13 protein-coding genes are annotated in these 17155 nt (G+C 71.9%); 4 read left to right on the top strand and 9 right to left on the bottom strand.

Translation table 11 applies throughout. From position 1 onward, the window contains the following. Nucleotides 1-8 precede the first annotated feature (8 nt). The 6 genes from OG455_RS21875 to ssd form a co-directional block, all read right to left on the bottom strand. Nucleotides 9-398 (bottom strand): TadE family type IV pilus minor pilin, encoded by a 390-nt coding sequence (locus tag OG455_RS21875; RefSeq protein ID WP_266300905.1) that lies wholly within the window; start codon nt 396-398, stop codon nt 9-11. Nucleotides 399-594: 196 nt separating this feature from the next. Next, nucleotides 595-975: a DUF4244 domain-containing protein gene (locus OG455_RS42105; RefSeq protein ID WP_323185548.1), complete on the bottom strand. Its 381-nt coding sequence runs from the start codon at nt 973-975 to the stop codon at nt 595-597. Between the two features lie 126 nt (nt 976-1101). Further along, complete coding sequence (locus OG455_RS21865) at nt 1102-1977, bottom strand: type II secretion system F family protein (protein WP_266296194.1); 876 nt, start codon at nt 1975-1977, stop codon at nt 1102-1104. Nucleotides 1978-1985: 8 nt separating this feature from the next. Next, nucleotides 1986-3056, bottom strand: a complete 1071-nt coding sequence (locus tag OG455_RS21860; RefSeq protein ID WP_266296192.1) for a type II secretion system F family protein — start codon at nt 3054-3056, stop codon at nt 1986-1988. 239 nt (nt 3057-3295) lie between these two features. Beyond that, a complete protein-coding gene (locus OG455_RS21855) occupies nt 3296-4483 on the bottom strand; it encodes a TadA family conjugal transfer-associated ATPase (protein WP_266296190.1) in 1188 nt (395 codons plus the stop codon). A 170-nt stretch (nt 4484-4653) separates the two neighbouring features. Continuing rightward, nucleotides 4654-5766, bottom strand: a complete 1113-nt coding sequence (ssd, locus tag OG455_RS21850; protein ID WP_266296188.1) for a septum site-determining protein Ssd — start codon at nt 5764-5766, stop codon at nt 4654-4656. 700 nt (nt 5767-6466) lie between these two features. Here ssd and OG455_RS21845 point away from each other — a divergent pair. Continuing rightward, nucleotides 6467-7483: an HAD family phosphatase gene (locus OG455_RS21845; protein WP_266296186.1), complete on the top strand. Its 1017-nt coding sequence runs from the start codon at nt 6467-6469 to the stop codon at nt 7481-7483. A gap of 447 nt (nt 7484-7930) precedes the next feature. Here the strand turns inward: OG455_RS21845 and OG455_RS21840 are convergent, their stop codons facing one another. Next, nucleotides 7931-8860 carry a Fic family protein gene (locus OG455_RS21840; RefSeq protein WP_266296184.1) on the bottom strand — a complete coding sequence of 310 codons (930 nt, stop codon included), beginning with the start codon at nt 8858-8860 and terminating at the stop codon, nt 7931-7933. Between the two features lie 197 nt (nt 8861-9057). Between OG455_RS21840 and OG455_RS21835 the strand changes: the two genes are divergently transcribed. After that, nucleotides 9058-10068 carry an ATP-binding protein gene (locus OG455_RS21835; RefSeq protein ID WP_266296182.1) on the top strand — a complete coding sequence of 337 codons (1011 nt, stop codon included), beginning with the start codon at nt 9058-9060 and terminating at the stop codon, nt 10066-10068. 497 nt (nt 10069-10565) lie between these two features. After that, a complete protein-coding gene (locus OG455_RS21830) occupies nt 10566-12899 on the top strand; it encodes a SulP family inorganic anion transporter (RefSeq protein WP_266296180.1) in 2334 nt (777 codons plus the stop codon). Between the two features lie 63 nt (nt 12900-12962). Here the strand turns inward: OG455_RS21830 and OG455_RS21825 are convergent, their stop codons facing one another. Together OG455_RS21825 and OG455_RS21820 are read right to left on the bottom strand one after the other, a co-directional pair. Further along, nucleotides 12963-13895 carry a chitinase gene (locus OG455_RS21825; protein WP_266296179.1) on the bottom strand — a complete coding sequence of 311 codons (933 nt, stop codon included), beginning with the start codon at nt 13893-13895 and terminating at the stop codon, nt 12963-12965. Nucleotides 13896-14102: 207 nt separating this feature from the next. Next, the gene (locus OG455_RS21820) at nt 14103-14627 is read right to left on the bottom strand and encodes a hypothetical protein (protein WP_266296178.1); all 525 of its coding nucleotides are present in this window, start codon (nt 14625-14627) and stop codon (nt 14103-14105) included. Between the two features lie 514 nt (nt 14628-15141). Here OG455_RS21820 and acs point away from each other — a divergent pair. After that, a complete protein-coding gene (gene acs / locus OG455_RS21815) occupies nt 15142-17097 on the top strand; it encodes an acetate--CoA ligase (RefSeq protein WP_266300903.1) in 1956 nt (651 codons plus the stop codon). Nucleotides 17098-17155 lie beyond the last annotated feature (58 nt).

Below are 17155 nucleotides of genomic sequence, written 5' to 3'. Positions count from 1 at the left end.
CACTGCCATCACTCCGGCTCCCTTCCGATACGGTCCTCCCGAATGGCCTCGGCCCGCGCCGAGACCTTCATCGACAGCGCAGCGGCCAGCCGTCCGGGCCCCAGGCACTCCGCCTCCACCAGGACCTGGACCGTGTCGGCGTTCTCGGCGACCTCGACCGTGGCCCCACGCGGTGCGACGGCTTGGGCTCGGGCGACGGCATCGCCGTCTCCTCGCGCCGCCGACCGGGCCCCCGCCCGAGCGGCGTCGATGCAGCGGAGTTGCGCCGCGGCAGTCAGTACGCCCCAGATCAGCACCGTGGTCAGCAGCAGGAAGGTCGGCAACACCACGGCTGTCTCCGCGGTCACGTACCCGGCGTCCCGCACGCCCCTCCTCGGCGTCAGCGCCGACCTCGGCATCAGCGTCGGCCGGGCCCGGGTGCGCCGCCCCAGCCGGGCGGGTCCTGGCACTCGTCCGAACTTCTGCCCTGGCCTTCGTCCAAGGCCTCGCCGAGCCCGGGCGGCGTGGAGAACCACGGGACCCGAGGTTGGGGCCAACGGCCAGGGCCGCCCAGTGGCCCGGTTCCGGCGGGGACCGGCGCCGGCTCCACACCGATCAGACCGCATGGAGCGCCCGATCCAGCAGCTCCGCCAGTGCACCACTGACCGCGCCGCTCGTCACGACCTTGTACAGCAGGGCCGCGAACCCACAGGCCGCCACGGTGCCGACGGCGTACTCAGCTGTCGACATTCCGAGGTCCGAGGCACCCGCGAACCTGCGACGGGGCCGGGCGGCGAGCCGCCGCAGCACACCACGCACGACGTGCCCCAGGCGTCGGCGCTGTCGACGGCGCGGCCGACGGTGCGAGGGCCGTCCGGGGCGGGCGGGCTGCTCCGGGCAATCGGGCACCGGCGCCCTGCTCGAACCGCCGGCCAGCGACCGCAGCTCGGCGGTTCGCTCGTGCGCCGGGCAGGCGGCGAAGGTCACGGCGGGCATGCTCCTGCCGGCGCCACCGTTCGTCCTGCTCAATCCGTTCATGGCTCTTACGTCCTTCCTGAAGAGATCGCCGACAGGGCGACCTGCTGGATACTCACTTCGGTTACGTGTCGGCACAGAACGTGCTCACAGCCGCTGGGTGAACGAAGCCGCGAGCCCCACCACCACAGGCACCACCCCGATGAGGACGAACGCCGGCAGAAAGCAGAGCCCCAGTGGCGCGGTCGCCAGGACCCCGGCGCGACGCACCCTGGCGTGTGCGGCACGGCCGGCAGCCGCCCGCTGCGCGAGGGCCAGCCCCGCCAGCGGGGCGGCAGGCGGAGCCCCGCTGACGGTTGTGCGCACCAGGCACCGGGCGAGCGGCGCCAAGGCCGGGCACTCATCACCCAGCCGCTCCCAGCAAGCCGCCGGTGGCGTGCCCAGCTCCAGCTGCGCCGAAGTGGCTGTCAGGCGTGCCCGCATCGGGTCCCCGATCGTCCGCGCGACCGCTTCCGCCGCCTGGGCAGGCGAGGCGGAGGAGCCGAGGCATGCCGCCAGGAGCTCAGCGGTCAGCGGGAGTTGGGCCATGAGCAGCTCCTGCTCCCGAGCTGATCGCCGATCCGGCGAGCGGATCACGAGAAGCCAGTGGCGAACCAACAGCGCCGCCATCACCCCCGCGACCAGCCCGACAACGTGGGGGAAGGCGGCCGCGATCACCAACCCCAGGAGTGCCGGCAGCACGGGCCCGACGCGCGGCCGGAACCGACCACCCGCTCCGTCACCCGAGGCCGCCGTACCGCGCCGCGCCGTCACCAACGGGGCTGCGGTCGACCGGCGTGGCAAGGGCTCTCGCTCACCCTGGCACCACTCTTCGAGCCCCAACCGAGCCGCCCGCCGTCGACCGGCCCGCCCGCGCAGCCTGCGCCCGACGAACGTCATCAGCAGCACGATCGGGGTGAAAGCCCCAGCAAGCACCACCAGCGGTAGCAGAGCAGAAGTCATCGGCGGCACGTGGACGCCCACCGTCCCGCTCACCACGACACCCCCAGCCCACCGCCGGCCGCGGGGTGCCGTACTCCGGCCCCCGGCCGACGCACGCAATCACGCCGCCACCACGGAGAGTCGGTCCGCGGCCCGGCCGACGGTCGCCCGTGCCCCGGCTCCAGCTGATGCTGATGCGGCCGTCGGTGCGACCGCCGCGTCCGACCGTCTCGGGGTGCGCTGCCACGAGAGTCGCGGCAGGCCGACTCCTGCCCAACCGCTCCACCGCTCGCCGCTCCGCGACCTGCCGCTGCCGCACCACCGGCTCCCCGCCCCAACCCCGGCCGTCTGCCGACGCGGGACGCCCGCACCACGGCTCGCCGGGCGGCCCGCCCCTGTGCCGGTCCGGCACTCCGCTCTCGCGGTCGCCGCACCGCTCCGGTGTGGAGGTCCGGATCGGCCAGCGCGCCACGCACGATCCGGCCGCTCCAGCACAGTCCCGCAAGCTCCAGGACGACGCCCGCGGCCAGGCACCCCCACCCCAGCGGGGTGTGCAGCAGGACCCGCATCGGATCCGCGCCGAGCGCGACACCGAGCAGCAGGCCGAAGACCGGGAGCACAGCCAGCAGCACAGCGGTGGTCCGGGGCCCGGCCAACTCACTTCGGACCTCGTCTCGCAGCGCCCGGTCGGCTCGCAGGGCCTCGGCCACCTGTTCGAGGGCCGTGGCGAGGCCGGTACCGCTGTCCGCCGTGACCTGCCAGCAAGCCGCGATCGCGGAGCCGCCCCCACCGCCGGGCAGCGTCCCCAACCAGCGCAGCGCGCTGGGCACATCGGCGCCGTAGCGGCCGGCCACCAGTCGGGCGACCGCCTGTTCGCCGAGACGCTCCAGCAGACCCGCCGTGGCCCGCCCCGGACCAGTGACGCTGTCCAGAGCCTGCTCGGGCGTCGCACCGCTCCGCAGCTCACCCGCCAACGCGGCGCAGAGCTCGATGACGGCACCGGCCCGCTCCCGCTCCTCCCGAACCGCCCGGCGCCGCTCCCGCCAGCGGCAACTGGGGAAGACCAGCAGCACCGCGGCCGCCGGAGGCACCGGCGAACGCAGCAGACCCCCGGCGACCACTCCGCAGGGCAGCGTCAGGAGCTCCGGGACCAGCCAACGCGGCCGTGGCCCGCCCGGTCCCAGCAACCGCCGCAACCGCCGCACGGCGATCCGGAGCAACGCCCAGGAAGCACCCGGGCGTCCCAGCACACCCTGTGACCGCCGCCGCGCCAGCGCCCGTCGGTTCAGCCACGACCAAGCCGCTGCGGCAAGCGCGCAGAGCATTACGGCCAAGGCGAGTTGAAGCTGTCGTCCACCCATCACCGCCCCCGTTCCAGAGCAACACCGCGCGCCGCGCAGAGCTCCGTCAACCGCAGCCAGCCAGGCCCGTGGTCCACCGAGCCGTCCGGTCCGAAGAGCACGGCGGGAACGGTCACGGCCAGACCGGTGGCATCCCCGGCCAGAGTGTGCAGCTCCGCGACCCGCCGCCGACCGGTGCGTTGATCGCGCACCAGGTGGATCACCACGTCCAACGCGGCACGCAGTTGACTGTGCAGCGCCCGGCGTTCCAACCCGGCCATCGAACCGAGTGCTTCGAGCCGCGCCGGCACGTCGGCTGCCGTGTTGGCGTGCACCGTGCCGCAGCCGCCCTCGTGGCCGGTGTTGAGGGCGGCCAGCAGGTCGAGGACCTCGCTGCCGCGCACCTCCCCGACCACCAGTCGGTCGGGACGCATGCGCAGTGCTTGGCGGACCAGGTCGCGCAGGGTCAGTTCGCCGAGCCCTTCCTGGTTCGGCGGCCGGCTCTGCAGGCGCACCACATGAGGGTGTGCGGGCCGCAGCTCCGCCGAATCCTCGGCGATGACGATCCGCTCGGCTCGGCCGACCAGGCCCAGCAGCGCGGCCAGCAGCGTCGTCTTCCCGGTGCCGGTCCCCCCGCTGATCAGCAGCGACAGTCGAGATCGCACGATAGCGTCGAGCAACTCGGCCGCGGGAGCTCCAAGTGCCCCGGCCGCTACCAACTCACCCAACTCGAAGGGCCGCTGCCGTGCGATCCGCAGCGAGATGTGCGTGCAGTCGGCCGCGATCGGCGGGAGAACCGCGTGCAGCCTGGTTCCGTCGGGCAATCGGGCGTCGACCCACGGGCGGGCGTCATCGAGCCGACGACCGGCCGCGGTGGCCAGCCGGTGCGCGAGGTGCCGCACCGCCTCCGCGTCGGGGAACCTGACCGACGACTCCCGACGGAGCCCCCTGCCATGGTCGGCCCAGACCTCGTCGGGTGCGTTGACCAGCACATCGGTCACATCGGGCGAACTAAGCAGGGCGTCCAGCGGCCCTGCCCCGACGAGCTCCGCCCGCAGGGCGCTGACGGTGTGCAGCAGTTCGTCGCCGCCGAGCGGGGGCCGCGCTGCCCGCAGGGCCGCCGCCACCTCGGCGGTGGTCGGCGAGGCACCGGACTCCGCGAGGCGCAGCCGGACGGCATCGAGCAGGGCGGTGGCGCGTTCGGGCATCTGGGTGCCCTGGTCCGCGGTGTTCGGGCGGCGCCGGAGCGCGGCGAGGGTGGGCCTCGGCCTGGACCGGTCGAATCGAACGCCCCAGGACAGCTGCCGCTCCGGGGCGTCGCCGCCGGCTTTCGTATGCGTCGTATGCGTCGTATGAGTTGCAGGCGTTGCAGGCGTCTTCATGATGCCGTTGCTCCTTCGGTACCGGGCAGAACTTCGTTGAGATAGGCGGCGCAGAAACGGGCCAGCGGGCCACCGGACCGCTGGCCCGGTGGTCTGCCGCGCTCGGCGTCGAGCGTCAGCCCGGCCTCGTGGGTGATCTCACCCGCGAGCGGGAGCCCGAGGCCTCGGGCGATCTCCGCGCCGCGCAGGCCCACCGGCCCTGGCTGGCGGATCACCGCTCGCAGGTCCGCCAAGCGCGCTCCGGCGGTGGCTGCCACTCGCCCGGCCGCGGCCAGCGCGCGCACTTCCGCGGGGATCACCAGCAAGCCCGTGTCGGTCTGCTCCAAGGCCTGGACGGCGACCGGATCGAGTTGGCGCGGCAGGTCGAGGACGACCAGTCCGCCCCGGCGCCGCGCGGCCTCCAGCACGCAGCGCATCGCCGCCGACGGGACCTGCGGCGCGGCGCCCCGGTCCCAGGAGAGCGTGCTGATCCGGTGCAGCACGGGTAACGCCTGGGCGAGCTCGGCGCTGTTGACCCGCCCCCGCGCGTCGGCCAGGTCGGGCCAGCGCAGCCCGTCGGCACCCTCACCGCCGAGCAGCACGTCCAGCCCACCGCCCAGCGGGTCGCCGTCGATCAGCATGGTGCGGTGACCGGCTCGCACCGCCGCGACGGCCAGCGCACAGGCGAGTGTCGACGCCCCGGCACCGCCCCGACCGCCGAGCACCGCGACGGTCAGCGCCGGGGGGCCGACGCCCTCGACCACATCGGCGATCCGGTCGAGCAGCCAGGACTGCGCGTCGGGCAGGAACAGCACCTGCTCGGCGCCGAGTTGGACGCCGCGGACCCACACCTCGCAGTGATCTGGTCCGCCACTCAGCAGCAGCACACCGGGGCGGCGGGGAAGCTCCGCGCAGCGCTCGTACTGGTCATCGCCGAGCAGGACGATGGGGGCCGCCTCCCAGAGGCGGCGTGGCGGCGCCGTGGCCAGCAACTGGGGCTCGGCCCCGACCGCCGCGCAGAGCTTGAGCAGGTGCTCCGCCAACTGCTCGTCCCCGGTGAGGATCAGGGGTCCGCCGGAGCCGGGCTCGTGGACTGTCGGGTCGTACTGGTCGATGGTTGGTGCGCGCATGGCTGCCTCCCCAGAGCGGGCTGCTCGCTGACGCTCCGCCGGTCGAGCTCCGCGCACCACCGGGTGAGGCGACGCGCGGCGAGCTCGCCCCGGGCGGGGCGGGCGACGACATGGGTGCCTCTGCCCGCTGCCCGTCCGATGCGGCTGATCCTCATCGGTCCGAGCTCTGGCTTCGGCTTGGCCTCACAGTGCCCTCCGGCCGCCGACCCGTCGTCCACTCATCGATTCCCTGTGGATAAGTCAAGGGATGTGGATATCGGAACTCCCCCGGACGGATCGTGTTCACCCGTCCGAGGAGTTCCGTCCAGCGAAATTGACACCGCCTCGGGGCGACCCTTCGCAGCCCTGAGAAGCGCCCTGCGAAGGGCGCTCAAATAATTACCGAGAGTGACGAAAATGAATCGGCGCGAACCTCAGCCGACTCCACCGGACGCCGCCCCCAACCCCCTCGAACGCCACCCCCGACGCCTCACGAGGGCCTGAAAATGGCCCCGGACATGCGACGACCCCCGCCGGGGGGGAGAGCGGGGGTCGTCTATCCACGGTCCGACTCGGGGGGGAGGAGCCGGACCGGGTTAGCACGGTCGCGAACGATCCGTGACTTCCATGGTGTACCCGAGCGGCCAGAAACACAAACCAGCACACCCTCACGTCCACCGAATGGCGGCGCCCGAGAGACCGCCATCTATCCTCGGTTCCTGTGGACACCACCGAGAACGCCGACATCGTAGGCGGTGCCGAGAACTCCGAGCCGGAGACCGCACCGAATGCCGCGCCGAGCGACGCCACGATTGTCCCGCCGACCACCGAGCCGCCCCCCGCCGGCGCCGTGGGCGCGGCCTCGCAGGCGACGGCCGCGCCAGAGCAGGAGGCGACCACGCCGGGGCACCCGTCGCCCGGCAGACCACCCGTCGGCCCCGGGCGTACCGCCGCCTTCTTCGACCTCGACAAGACGATCATCGCGAAGTCGAGCGCGCTGGCTTTCAGCCGCCCCTTCTACCAAGGCGGCCTGATCAACCGTCGAGCGGTGCTGAAGAGCGCGTACGCCCAGTTCGTCTTCCTGGTCGGCGGGGCGGACCACGACCAGATGGAGAAGATGCGGCAGTACCTCTCCGCGCTGACCCGGGGCTGGAACGTCCAGCAGGTCCGCGAGATCGTCGCCGAAACGCTGCACGGGCTGATCGATCCGATCATCTACGAGGAGGCAGCGGCGCTGATCGAGCAACACCACGCCGCCGGACGGGACGTGGTGATCGTCAGCAGCTCCGGCGCCGAAGTGGTCGAGCCGATCGGCGCGCTGCTCGGCGCCGACCACGTGATCGCCACCCGGCTGGCGATCGAGGACGGCTGCTACACCGGCGAGATCGAGTACTACGCGTACGCCGAGAACAAGGCGGCCGCGATCCGCGAACTGGCCGATCGGGAGGGTTACAACCTGGCGGACAGCTACGCGTACAGCGACTCGATCACCGACCTGCCACTGCTCGACGCGGTCGGGCGCCCATCCGCCGTCAATCCGGACCGCAGCCTGCGCAAGGAGGCCGTCGCGCGCGACTGGCCAGTGCTGGTCTTCGATCGTCCGATCGAACTCCACCGCCGGCTGCCCGAGTTCAAGGCGCCGAGCCGCTCCGCACTGGTCACCATCGCGGTCGGCACCGCATGCGTGAGCGCAGCGCTGGTCTGGCAGTTGGCCAAGCGGCGCCGGCCGGCGAGCTGACCACCGGACTGACACCGCGCCGACCGCCGGGTCGACCGCAACCCGCGGTCGGACCCCCTGGAGCGGCGCGGATGCCGATCAGTCAGCCAGTGCCAAAACGGACAAAGGGTAAAGACTTCGCCATTCGAGTTCCGTTTGCCCTGGATCCGAGATACAAAGGACTCACGGCCCGCGAGACCCGGAAGGACCCGAAGAGGTCAGACCGACACCGCAGTTCAGGCCACACGGACCGCGTACAACATCTGAGCACCCACGTGCAGCCGACCCGCGATTCGGGCCGCCGCACCAGGCGAACGGGCTGGATCCCCGCCTGATGGGCACATCCGGTGCACGCATGGTCACTCGGACCGTTGTACCAGCGGCGACATCAGCAATCGGGATGTCGCCGCAACTGTGCGTCCGGGCAGACCCGGCAGTGCCCAGGCGCACCCGGCGGCGACGCGCCGCTCAGACCATCCCGCGCTGCATCGCCTCGCAGACCGCCGTACTCTCCCGCACGCCGAGCCGCAACGCCGCCGCACAGTGCGCGATCCAGCGCCCCAGCCCCTCGGGCGTGCCGGTCAGGTAGCCGGCCAGGGCCTCGCGGTAGGCCGCGGTGCCGAGTTCGACCAGCCCCACCTCGGCCGGGCAGATCGCCTTCGGGTCGAGACCCTCGGCGATCAGCACGATGCGCTGCGCCGCCCGCGCCACCAGGCCGTTGTGGCTGCCGAACGGGCGCAGCGCCAGCAGTTCGCCATGGACCACCGCGGCGGTGACCAGCGCCGGCGCGCCGCCCTGGGCACCTGCCGTGCGGCCCGCCAGCAACTGCGCGAGCTGGTCCAGGCGAGCTGCCACCTCGGTGGCCGGCGGAGCGGGCGGCAACACCACCACTGGCCCGCGGCCCGCCTCGGCGCCCGGCGCCTGAGCACCGGCCGGCAGGTCGACCGGCGCCGCCACGCCCTGCGCCGGGGCCAGCTCCAACGGGAAGAGCTCATCGGCCGGTTCGCCGTCCTGGCGTGGCCGACCCGCCGCGCTGCTCGCGTCACCGGCGGCCAACAGGTGCAACCTCGCCAGCACCTGCAGCGGCGAGGTCCGCCAGACGCTCAGCAGCTGACCCGCCTCCGCTGAGATCCGCAGCGCACCGCCGACGACGCGCTCGTCCGCGCCCGCGCTGAAGTCGCTGCGCCGACGCACCTCCTCCAGCGGCCAGTCGGCACCGGCGAGCGCGGCCGACGCCCTGGCCCCGCGCAGCGCGGCCTCCGATGTGACCTCGGGCGCGCGGCGGCGCATCACCCGGTGCCCGTAGAGCCGGTCAACGGCCTTGCGGACCTCGGCGACGGACTCGGGCACCCCGGGGAGCGCGGCCAGCGGGGCAAGCGGATCTGTTCCAGTGCTCACCTACCCGAGAGTAACGACACCCTGGGTGAGGACCGCACAGCAACCCCGGCTTCACCCGTTCGAGCCAATCCGTGCTTCCCTTCGGCGCAGCGGCCCAAACCCCGACTACGATGACCACTATCGGAGACGATAACGATTATCAACAAGTCCGCCGAGACCCGTGCGGTGATCGACGGTAGCGAGAGCCGGGAGTCCAGATGAAGATCGCTTTCGTCGGCAAGGGCGGCAGCGGCAAGACCACGCTGTCCTCACTGTTCATCCGCCACCTGGCCGCCGCCGGGCGCCCGGTGATCGCGGTGGACGCCGACATCAACCAGCACCTGGGCCCCGCACTGGGCCTGACCGATGCCCAGGCCGCCCAGCTGCCCTCGCTCGGAGCCCACCTGCCCCAGATCAAGGAGTACCTGCGCGGCAGCAACCCGCGCATCGGGGCCGCGGCGGAGATGATCAAGACGACCCCGCCGGGCCGCGGCTCACGCCTGCTGCGCATCGTCGAGGAGAACCCCGTGTACGCGGCGTGCGCCCGCCCGGTGGCGCTGGACGAGGGATCGGTGCGACTGCTGGTGACGGGCACCTTCACCGAGGAGGACCTCGGCGTCGCCTGCTACCACTCCAAGGTCGGCGCCGTGGAGCTGCTGCTCAACCACCTGGTCGACGGGCCCGACGAATACCTGGTCACCGACATGACCGCAGGCTCGGACTCCTTCGCCTCGGGGCTCTTCACCCGCTTCGACCTGACCTTCCTGGTGGCCGAACCGACCCGCAAGGGCATCTCCGTCTACCGCCAGTACAAGGAGTACGCACGGGACTTCGGAGTCGCGCTGCGAGTGGTCGGCAACAAGGTGCAGAACGAGGACGACCTCGCCTACCTGCGCCGCGAGGTGGGCGGCGACCTGTTGGCCGCCTTCGGCCAGTCAGCGTGGGTGCGCAGACTGGAGCAGGGGGCCGAGCCCGCGCTCGACACACTGGAGCCGGAGAACCGGGCCGTCCTGGAGGCGCTGCGCGGGCAGGCCGACGCCGCTTTCCAACTCCGCGACCCCGGGCGGTACACCGCGCAGGCCGTGGACTTCCACCTGCGCAACGCGGAAAGCTGGGGCAACGCCAAGGCAGGCGTCGATCTGGCGACCCAGGTGGATCCGTCGTTCGTGCTGGAGCAGGCGGCCCTCGCCCACGCGGCAGCCGCCGACCCGGCCGGCACGCCGGCCTGAGGCGCTCCGACCAGGCGGCCGGGTTCGCACCCACGGGGGAGGCGAACCCGGCTCTTTGACGTCCCGCCACCGATCGTGGGGCAGCGGCCCGCAGCCACGACCGCGAAGCTGCGGCCGGCCCACCCCGCCCCGGGCCACCCCGCCCCCGCGGCCCGGGCCACCCGCTCCGCCCCGGCCAGGAGCAGCGACGAGCCATGGGGCGCTGCCGCACGTTAGTGCGCCACCCGCAGGAGTGAATCTCCGCTTCAGGGCTCCCGCACACACTTACGCTATGCAAAGCTTCCATTACTCACAGTTTGCCAAGTCTTGGTGCAAAGCCCTCTGGATGTACGAGGCCGACGGCCCGTGAACCGCGCCCACCCGCCGGCGCGGCACGCGCAGCCGTCTCGGCCCGCCGCCACGTCCCACGGCACCCGATCCGACCGGTCGCACCCGCGACGGGCTTGGCCACAGCAACGGACTCAACGCTGTTCGTTCCCCTGGAAGGACGGGAAGCCATGGCCCTCGACACTCCCCCGCCGCCGCCACCGACCTCGCCGCGCACCGGTGCCACCACCGAGAGCCATGCCCCGCCGCCCGCTCCGACCGCCACTCGGGCCCGCTTCCGCACGCCGAATTCGCAGGATCTGACGGCCTCCCTGGTGGTCTTCCTGTTCGCGCTCCCCTTCTCACTGGCCATCGCGCTGGCCGCCGGCGCACCACTGACAGCGGGCCTGGTGGCCGCCGCGGTGGGCGGCATCGCCGTCGGGCTGACCGGCGGCACGCCGCTCCAGGTGAGCGCTCCCTCCGCGGCCCTGACGGTGATCACCGCCGGTTTGATCGCCCGGTACGGCTGGCAGGCCACCTGTGCGATCACACTCACGGCCGGCCTGCTCCAACTGCTGCTCAGTGCGATGCGGGTGGCCCGCTCCGCGCTGGCGCTGTCCCCGGCCGTCGTGCACGGCATGCTGGCCGGTGTCGGCATCACCATCGCGATCGCGCAGTTCCATGTGGTGCTCGGCGGTTCACCGCAGGGCTCCTCGCTCGCCAACCTGACCGCCCTGCCGGCCCAGTTGTCCGGACCGCACCCGCCCGCGCTCGCGGTGGGTCTGCTGGCGATCACGCTGCTCTACGGCTGGCCGAGACTCCACCGGCTCCCGGGGCGTGCCGGGCGGATCGGCGCCCTGCTCGGCCGCGTACCCGCTGCCCTGGTCGCGGTCGCCGCCGGCACCGGGCTGGCCATGGCCTTCGACTTCCGGCTCGCCCGGGTGGAGCTGGTCGACTGGCCCGAGCACGACCTCGCCGCCCTGCCGCACGGCTCACCGCTCGCGATCTTCGGCGCGGTGCTGACCGTTGCCGCGGTGGCGAGCGTCGAATCCCTGCTCTGCGCCGTCGCGGTCGACCGGCAGGTCGGCCGACCGGGTGATCTCAACCGGGAGCTGCGCGGCCAGGGGCTGGCGAACCTGCTCAGCGGCCTGCTGGGCGGTCTGCCGGTGGCCGGTGGCACGATCCACAGCTCGACCAACAGCCGCGCGGGCGCGCGCAGCCGCTGGGCCGCCGTGCTGCAGGGCTGCTGGCTGCTGGTCGCGGCCGTCGCGCTGATCGGCGGCCTGCGCCGGATCCCGCTCGCCGCCCTGGCCGCGCTGGTCATGGTGGTCGGCATCCAGATGGTGAGCGCCGCGCACATCCGCAAGGTCCACCGGTACCGGGAGTTCACGGTCTACCTGGCCACCGTGCTCGGGGTGGTGGTGCTCGGCGTCCCGCTCGGGGTCGCGACCGGCGCTGCGACGACCGCGTTGCTCGGCCTGTACCGCCTCACCCGGGCCCAGATCGAGCTGACCACCTGTCGCGACGGCTCCCACGAGCTGCGGACGCACGGCCCGCTGACGTTCCTGTCGGTACCCAGGCTGACCGCCGTGCTCGCCTCCGTCCCGCACGGTGCGCGGGTGACGATCCGGCACGACGGAGCCTTCCTCGATCACTCGGCCTACGAGGTGCTGCGCGCCTGGCGGGACGACCGCCTGGCGCGGGGCGACCAGGTCGTCATGCTGACCGACCGCCAGCACGGCGAGGTCCTGGATCCGGACGGCACGGTGCGCACCGCCGATGGCACCGGCCCGCACCGCTGCCGCGCCTGGACCCCGTGGGTTGGTCACCACTGCATCGACCAGGAGGGCGACCCGCACGGCCGCCTGCTCAACGGGGTGCGCGGCTTCCAGACACACACCGCGCCGCTGATCCGGCCCGAGTTGGCCCGGCTGGCCAGGGAGGGGCAGACGCCCTCGCAGCTCTTCCTGACCTGCGCCGACTCCCGTCTGGTCACCAGCATGATCACCAGCAGCGGGCCGGGGGACCTCTTCACCGTCCGCAACGTGGGCAACCTGGCGCCCGCTCCGCACGAGCCGGGCGCGGCCGACGATTCGGTCGCCGCCGCCGTGCAGTACGCGGTCGAGGTGCTGGAGGTCCGCAGCATCACGGTCTGCGGGCACTCCGGCTGCGGCGCGATGAAGGCCCTGCTGAACGGCGTCCACGAGCAGCCGGGACGACCGACCCCGCTGGCTCGCTGGCTGCGCAACGGCCGTGGCTCGCTGGCCCGGCTCGCCCGGGTCCCGGCCGAGTTCGCGGATCGACCGGTCGCCGATGAGGTGGAGCAGCTGGGCATCACGAACGTGGTGCAGCAGCTCGACCAGTTGCTCGCCAACCCTGCGGTGGAGCGGCGGGTGCTGGACGGCAGCCTGCGTCTGATCGGCATGTACTTCGACTTCGCCACCGCCCAGACCTACGTCCTGGACCAGGAGACCGGGCGGTTCGCCGCCGTGGCCGTGGTCCGTGAGATCGCGAGCGCGGCCTGACAACAGCCGCGTGGGCGAGTGGTGGGTAGGAGCCCGGCCGGCTCCTACCCACCACTCGCACCGTCAGCCGGTGATCTTGTTGAAGATCTTGGAGTAGGCGTAACCGGCGCCCTTGTCGTAGCCGTCGACCTCCCAGAAGGCCAATTCCTGCACACCGTTGGCGGCGGCGAAGCTCTCCAGGGTGCCGGCGTTGGCCTGGGTGAAGTTCTCGTTGTCGTCGTTGCGGCCCGCGATCGGGGTCAGGCCGATCCGCTCCCAGACCTGGGCCGAGGAGCCCCCGTAGAGTCCGGCCAGCTGGCCGTGGGTCGCGGTGGCCGCAGACTCGGCGTCCTTCAGGGCGTTCTGACCGTTGCCGAAGTCCATCGTCATGATGTTGACCAGGTTGACCTGGACACCCTTGCTCTTGGCGCCCTTGAGCAGGTTGAGCGCGTTCGACTCCAGGCCCGTGGGGTCAACCGGGACGGTGAAGTCCACCTGCACCGAGGGGTTGGCCTTCTGCAGGGCCGCAAGCGCCTGGTCCCGGCGGGAGTTCGCCGCGGTGTCGTCCAGGACGCTCCCTTCGATGTCGAAGTCGAGCCGGGTGACACCGTAGGTCTTGACGACGTTGGCGTACGCGGCGGTCAGCGAGGAGACCGAGGTGCAGGTCTGGGCCAGCTCGCCGCCGGATTCACCGCCGAAGGAGATGATCACGTTGCCGCCGGCCGACTTGAGCGCGCTGACCTGCGAGGTGAAGGCCCCGAGCGAGTCGTTGCCGTCCTCCCAGATGGGCGTGCAGCCGGACTTCGGCGTGAGGAAGGCCAGGGTGTAGTACTGCCCGCCGCTGGCCTTGTGGTCGGCGGCGAGGTCTCCCGCGTCCGAGCCGCTGATCTGCAGGTACGGTGCGGCGTAGTGAGCGGGGAAGGCGGCGGTTGCCGCCTGGGCGGGAGCGGCGGAGAGAGTGAAGCCGAGCGGCAGGAGAGCGGCGGCGAGAGCGGCGAACCGGAACTTCTTGTCCATGACAACCTTTCAGGCGCGGGCCCGCCCTGTGCGCGACGCGGCACGATGGGGGCGCGTCGGACCAGGGCGTGGGGGGAGGCGGCACTGGTTAGTAAAGGTTCCTTACCTTAGCCATGGATGGTGGCGCCGCTCCCCAGCGCTGTCAAGAGTGCGCGCGGCCCCCCTCCGGCAAGGGAGTTGCGCGAGACGGACGACCGGCGAGCAGGGTCAGGCGATCAGCCGGCCCAGGTCGGCGGGCGTGACGTAGCCGGGCCAGCGGCCGTCCTCGAAGAGGTGCACCCCGGCGTCCTGGTAGCACTGGTCGACCAGTTGGGAGCAGATCTGGTGCCTGGTGTCGGCGACATATCCTTTGAGAAGCGCGTTGCCAGGGACCTTGAACCGGTGTGCCGCCAGCGCGGCGTAGTCGAAGAAGCTGTACGGCACCCGCAGGTAGCGGCGGGCCGCCGCGACGATCTCGACCCGCTGATCGTTCGTCAGCGGGACAATGCCACTGGACCATCGGATCGGGCGGCCGTCGTACTCGGCCAGTGGAGCCCGCTGGGCTCCGCCGGGTTCGGCTTCGATCACTTCGCCGTCGCCGACCAGGACGAAGGCGTGCTCGTAGTCGGCGAAGCCGTCGCCGTTGAGCCACTGGCCCACGCGAATCAGCCGACCGATATCGCCGCCCATGTGCACCACCGCGAAATCGCCGGGTCTCGGCAGTGGGGCGGAGGTGGCAGGAGATTCCGACATGGCTCAACTCCCCGAGAGTGCCGCGCCAGGGGGTGCCCCATCCTCGATCCTCGATGCCGCGATCGCCGCGGTCTCGACAGGGACCGATGACGGCGCTCCTGAGCTGGTAGCTCCAGTGGAGTACCGGTGCGGACCGGCGTCAAGGCCGCGCGCAGGGTCGAACACGAGGCCAGCTGCCAGGTCAGCTACCAGGCCGGGGCGCGGGCGGGCGCGGGCGGATCGCGTGCGATGTCACCGGCAGGACGACACGCCCCACGGACGGAGATCGAGAAACCGGAAATCCTCCATCGCTCCGGACGGAAACCCGCGTCACCTCGGGCTTGACGGCGACCGATTGATCAAAGGTCTACACCAATTTTCCTGGTCCCCTTGTCAACCGACCTGTTCGCCTGGTGAGCTGTGTGCTGGGACACACGGGACAATCCCTAGGCAAGGGACTTCCCGCAGCACTGGCGCCAGCTCCTCGCGGGGCCGCGAGGAAAGCGCCATGAACAGACTCGATGAGGAGTGTGCGTTGAGCAACGAGAGCCTGGCCAATCTGCTCAAGGAGGAGCGGCGCTTCGCGCCGCCCGCAGAGCTCGCCGCGGCCGCCAACGTCACCGCGGCCGCGTACGAGCAGGCGTCCGAGGACCGCCTCGGCTTCTGGGCCGAGCAGGCACGCCGCCTGGACTGGGCCGTTGAGCCGACCCAGACCCTGGACTGGTCGAACCCGCCGTTCGCCAAGTGGTTCGCCGACGGCACCCTGAACGTGGCCTACAACTGCGTCGACCGCCACGTCGAGGCCGGCCACGGCGACCGCGTCGCCATCCACTTCGAGGGCGAGCCCGGCGATGGCCGCGCGATCACCTACGCCCAACTCAAGGACGAGGTCTCCCAGGCCGCCAACGCCCTGCGCGAACTGGGCGTCGCCAAGGGCGACCGGGTGGCGATCTACCTGCCGATGATCCCCGAGGCCGTCGTCGCGATGCTCGCCTGCGCCCGCATCGGTGCGGCGCACTCCGTCGTCTTCGGCGGCTTCTCCGCCGACGCCGTCGCCTCCCGCATCCAGGACGCCGACGCACGCCTGGTGATCACCGCCGACGGCGGCTACCGCCGCGGCAAGCCCTCCGCCCTCAAGCCCGCCATCGACGAGGCGCTGGCCAAGTGCCCGCAGGTGGAACACGTCCTGGTGGTGCGCCGCACCGGCCAGGACGTCTCCTGGACCCAGGACCGGGACGTGTGGTGGCACGAGATCACCGAACGCCAGTCCACCGAGCACACCCCCCAGGCGCACGAGGCCGAGCACCCGCTCTTCATCCTCTACACCTCCGGCACCACCGGTAAGCCCAAGGGCATCCTGCACACCTCGGGCGGCTACCTCACCCAGGCCAGCTACACCCACCACGCGGTCTTCGACCTCAAGCCCGAAACCGATGTCTACTGGTGCACCGCCGACATCGGCTGGGTCACCGGCCACTCCTACATCGTCTACGGCCCGCTCTCCAACGGCGCCACCCAGGTCATCTACGAGGGCACCCCCGACACCCCGCACCAGGGCCGCTTCTGGGAAATCATCCAGAAGTACAAGGTCAGCATCCTCTACACCGCCCCCACCGCGATCCGCACCTTCATGAAGTGGGGCGACGACATCCCCGCGAAGTTCGACCTCACCTCGCTGCGGATCCTGGGCAGCGTCGGCGAGCCGATCAACCCCGAGGCCTGGATCTGGTACCGCGAGCACATCGGCGCCGGCAAGACCCCCATCGTCGACACCTGGTGGCAGACCGAGACCGGCGCCATGATGATCAGCCCACTGCCCGGCGTCACCGAGACCAAGCCCGGCTCCGCCCAGCGTGCCCTGCCCGGCATCTCGGCCACCGTCGTCGACGACGAGGCCCACGAGGTCCCCAACGGCTCCGGCGGCTACCTCGTCCTCACCGAACCGTGGCCCTCCATGCTGCGCACCATCTGGGGCGACGACCAGCGCTACATCGACACCTACTGGTCCCGCTTCCCCGGCCGCTACTTCGCCGGTGACGGCGCCAAGAAGGACGACGACGGCGACATCTGGCTGCTCGGCCGCGTGGACGACGTCATGCTCGTCTCCGGCCACAACATCTCCACCACCGAGGTCGAATCCGCCCTGGTCGGCCACCCGGCCGTGGCCGAGTCCGCGGTCGTCGGCGCCACCGACGCCACCACCGGCCAGGCCATCGTCGCCTTCGTCATCCTGCGCGGCACCGCCACCGACAGCGAGGAACTGGTCGCGGAGCTGCGCAACCACGTCGGCAAGACCCTGGGCCCGATCGCCAAGCCCAAGCAGGTCAAGATCGTCAGCGAGCTACCCAAGACCCGCTCCGGCAAGATCATGCGCCGCCTGCTGCGCGACATCGCCGAAGGCCGCGAAGTCGGCGACACCACCACCCTCGCCGACTCCTCGGTGATGAACCTCATCCAGTCCCAGCTGCCGCACGCCGCCAGCGAGGACTGATCCTCCGGTCGTCCGGAACAGAGGAACGGCCCAGGGCCTCCACCGCGTGCTGCGGTGG

The organism is Kitasatospora sp. NBC_01287, from assembly GCF_026340565.1.
In the GTDB taxonomy this organism is placed as follows: domain Bacteria; phylum Actinomycetota; class Actinomycetes; order Streptomycetales; family Streptomycetaceae; genus Kitasatospora.
Note: the sequence above shows the minus strand (reverse complement) of the source record. Positions and strands in the feature narration are given on the sequence as shown.